Annotated in this window: 3 protein-coding genes; 2 read left to right on the top strand and 1 reads right to left on the bottom strand. The window is 28.9% G+C overall.

Translation table 11 applies throughout. The features are described from left to right. Nucleotides 1–389 precede the first annotated feature (389 nt). A complete protein-coding gene (locus HMPREF2852_RS09365; RefSeq protein ID WP_070607992.1) occupies nucleotides 390–902 on the top strand; it encodes a nitroreductase family protein in 513 nt (170 codons plus the stop codon). A gap of 209 nt (nucleotides 903–1,111) precedes the next feature. Here the strand turns inward: HMPREF2852_RS09365 and HMPREF2852_RS09360 are convergent, their stop codons facing one another. Beyond that, complete coding sequence (locus tag HMPREF2852_RS09360) at nucleotides 1,112–2,158, bottom strand: exonuclease/endonuclease/phosphatase family protein (RefSeq protein WP_070607989.1); 1,047 nt, start codon at nucleotides 2,156–2,158, stop codon at nucleotides 1,112–1,114. Nucleotides 2,159–2,409: 251 nt separating this feature from the next. Here HMPREF2852_RS09360 and HMPREF2852_RS09355 point away from each other — a divergent pair, with 251 nt between their 5' ends. Further along, nucleotides 2,410–3,276, top strand: coding sequence for a DegV family protein (locus HMPREF2852_RS09355; RefSeq protein ID WP_070607987.1), 867 nt, complete (start codon nucleotides 2,410–2,412; stop codon nucleotides 3,274–3,276). Nucleotides 3,277–3,634 lie beyond the last annotated feature (358 nt).

Raw genomic sequence — 3,634 nt, 5'->3', positions numbered from 1 at the left:
CTCCCTTTACGGGAGTGTGGATTGAAATTTTAATATTTCTAGTATTTTTAAGATTAAGTAATCGTCACTCCCTTTACGGGAGTGTGGATTGAAATAGTATTATCATAGTGCCAAAGAAAACAATTAAGCGTCACTCCCTTCGCGGGAGTGTGGATTGAAATAATTAAAAGATATTTCAGCAAAGAAGATTTAAATATGTCACTCTTTTCGTGATTGTGATGATTTAAATGATCCCAGGAATTAAAAAAATCAGAATATTATTTGCTAGTTTATATATGAAAGTTAATTTTTAATATAATTTTACGTTTTTATAGAAGAATTAATGCTTTATTATTCGTCTCATATTTTTTACTGAAATTTATCGAAAAATTTACTTTAAAGGAGGTGTTATGAATTTTATTGAACTTGTGAAGAATCGTTATTCTTGTAAAAATTTTAGTGATAAAAAAGTTGAAAAGGAGAAGATTGATATTATTCTTGAAGCGGGCAGGCTTGCACCTACTGCTAAGAACAATCAGATTCAAAGCATTTATGTGGCTAAGTCAAATGATGCTCTTATAAAAATTGATGAGCTTACTCCTTGTAGGTATAATGCTCCTCTTGTTTTGCTTGTAGCTTTTGATGAGAGTGAGGCTTTTGTTTATCCGGGAGGAAAATATAATACTGGTGTTGAAGATGCTACGATTGTTGCAAGTCACATGGTCTTGGCAGCTTCAAGCCTTGACATTGATTCTTGTTGGGTAAATCTTTTTGATCCTGATAAGGCTAGAGAAAAATTTTCTTTGCCTAAAAATGAAAAAATTGTTGCAATGATTGATTTGGGATATGCGAATGATGGAGTTAAGCCTTTAGAAAATCATTTTAAGCGTAAAAATATTGATGAAACTGTAAAATTTATTTAGGATAATGGGGTTTAGTAAAGATATGGAATATTTGATATTCTGTATCTTTATTTTATTTTTGCTATTGATTTTGAGATATTAGCTAAATTATTTTTGAATTTTAGTATTCTTTATTATATTTAATGAAAAAGTGCTTTTGCAAAATATGAAATAAATTTCATTTTACAAAAGCACTTTTTTATATTTTATTTGATATTAACTTTTAAATTTTATTTCAAAACAAATTCCATGACAACGGGATTGTGGTCGGAGTATTGGAAATTTTCTTTTTCTTGGGTTTTTATTGCCTTTATTTTTATATTATCTGTTGCCATAAATCCGTCTATGGTTGAAAGATAGGCGTCTTTTCCTGTGTATGGTTTGTCGTTTACTACTGATGTTTCTCCGTTTTTGTCGTAGTAGAGTTTTATATTTTCTGTTAGCAATTCTTTTGGCAAAATTTTTGGATTCCAAATTCCTTCTGGCAATTCTTTGTAATTTCCTGTTAGCTCTTGGTTAAAATCTCCGCCTACTATCACATAATTTCCTTTTTTATATTCTTTGTTTACGAAATTTATTATTTCTTTTGTTTGTGCAATTCTTCCGTTGTTTCCTTTTTCGTAAGCGTCTAAGTGGACATTGACTATTACTAATTTTTTGTCGGAATTTTTTATGTCAATGTATGAAGGGTTGAAGGCTCTTTTTAGATTTACTAGTCTTGATGGAAATTTGTGAGGGATTTCTTGCTGGTACCTTTTTGATTTTTGTATTTTAAAATTTGTTTGAGTCATTATTCCTGATTCAACTTTTCCCATTGGTGGGATTGGATATGGAATAAAGGCGGCCTTAAAATTTAGGGCGAAGGTTGTGTTGCCCAAAAGTTTTTTTCTTATTTTTTCGTACTCGTTAATGTGGTAGGTTCTTTTTGAATTTATATCTACTTCTTGGAAAAATTTTATGTCGGCATTTATTTTTTCACTTGAATTAATGATGTGGTTAATTGATTTTTCTACATGGCTTTTGTTTATTGGAAAGACCATTTTTCCACCGTCCATAAAGAAATCTGTGTCTTTATCAAGTCCGCCGTATCCAATATTCCAAGTCATTATCGTATAAGTTTTGCCGATTTCTGGATTTTTATCGCCCTTTCCTTGGATTTCTACATTTTCAATTTTTTCTGGTCTGTACTCTTTTATCCAAAGATATGATAGGAGAATTAAAATTCCTATTAGAAGTATTCCTATTATGGAAAAGATAATTTTTAATGTTTTTTTCATTTTTCACCTCTATAATTTTTGGGGAGTTTCCCTTATTTGTTATTTGTATAATATAAATACCCTTTTTTCTTCTTATATATAAGGAAAGAAAATTAAAATAGAGAAATAAATAAAATCTCTATAATTACTTTGTAAAATAAAGTTAATAAGATTGTTTTAAATTTCTAGAAAAGTATAGTTACTTTACGAAAGATTATGTATCAAAAAATATTTATAATATAAATAAAGAGCTTTTAATTGATGGAGTTATTATGGAAAAAGTAAAAATTATAGCTGATTCGGGATGTAATATAGATCTTGACATGGCAAAGGAACATGATATTTCAATACTTCCTTTTAATATAAATTTCAAAGACAAATCATACACCGACCTTTACGAATTAAGTAGGGAAGATTTTTTTATAAAATATAAGGAAAGCAAGGAGAGAGTTACAACTTCTATGCCATCTCCTGGGAAATTTTTGAAATTATTGGAAGAAGAATACCAAAAAGGATATAGAAATTTTATAGTATTTTCAATTACAAAGAAATTTTCTGGAATTTATCAAATGATGGATATGATGAAAGAGGAATTTGTAGAAGAAAATCCAGATGCAAGAATTAAAATAATAGATACAAATACAGCCACAATAGCTGCAATTTATCCTGTAATAAAAGCTGCAATTTATGCGAAAGACGGAATGGGACTTGATGAAATTTACAAAAAAAGTCTGGATAATTTAAAATATTGTAATGTTGCAGGAGTTGTAAAAAATTTGGATGCCTTGGTTAGGGGCGGAAGACTTCCAAAAACTATAGCCAAGCTTGCAAATTTAATTTCATTTTCTCCGGTTTTGTGCATAGAAGATGGAGAAATAAAATTAATAAAAAAAGTTACAGGAAAGAAAAAATCATACAAAGAATTAATAAAATATTTGAAAAAGCTTTGCAAAAAATACAAGGATTATCAAATAATAATCGGCGGAGCAGATAGTGGAGAAGAAATTGAAATTTTAAAAGAAGGACTAAGTAGCGAAATAGAAAATGCCCTAGATTTTAAAATAATAGACGTAACAGCAGTAATAGGTTCCCACTTAGGAGATGGGGTGATTTTCTGCTCAGTTTTTCCAATAAATTAGATTTAATAATTTGAAATAAAATATTTTCGTTTTAAATTTTTGTAATCGAATTTAACTAGTTTGCAAATAACCCAAGCCCAATCATCTTGGCTCAGAGCGTAGACAAACCCTCAAGCACGAATATCTGACTTCAAAAATTGTTGATTTCTAAATTCCGAAATTCTAAAATCGCAAACTCGCTTATGCGAGAACAGATAAATAGCTTAAAATTGTGCCAGTGGCACGATTTTAATATTTATCCCTCGGAATAAAACGAAGAATTAAAATTTAATTGAATTTAATTTATTTTAAAAATAATCACAGCTTTAAATTTTAGAGTGCGTTCTTATGACGAATTTTAAAATTTGAAATCAAATCA

Origin of the sequence: Anaerococcus sp. HMSC065G05, from assembly GCF_001812365.1 — a bacterium.
GTDB lineage: Bacteria > Bacillota > Clostridia > Tissierellales > Peptoniphilaceae > Anaerococcus > Anaerococcus vaginalis.
This window is presented reverse-complemented; position numbering and strand designations above follow the sequence as displayed.

Bases quoted from the DNA above. Each gene is read 5' to 3' on its own strand.
- HMPREF2852_RS09360 (WP_070607989.1), bottom strand. From the start codon at position 2,158: ATGAAAAAAACATTAAAAATTATCTTTTCCATAATAGGAATACTTCTA.
- HMPREF2852_RS09365 (WP_070607992.1), top strand. From the start codon at position 390: ATGAATTTTATTGAACTTGTGAAGAATCGTTATTCTTGTAAAAATTTT.
- HMPREF2852_RS09355 (WP_070607987.1), top strand. From the start codon at position 2,410: ATGGAAAAAGTAAAAATTATAGCTGATTCGGGATGTAATATAGATCTT.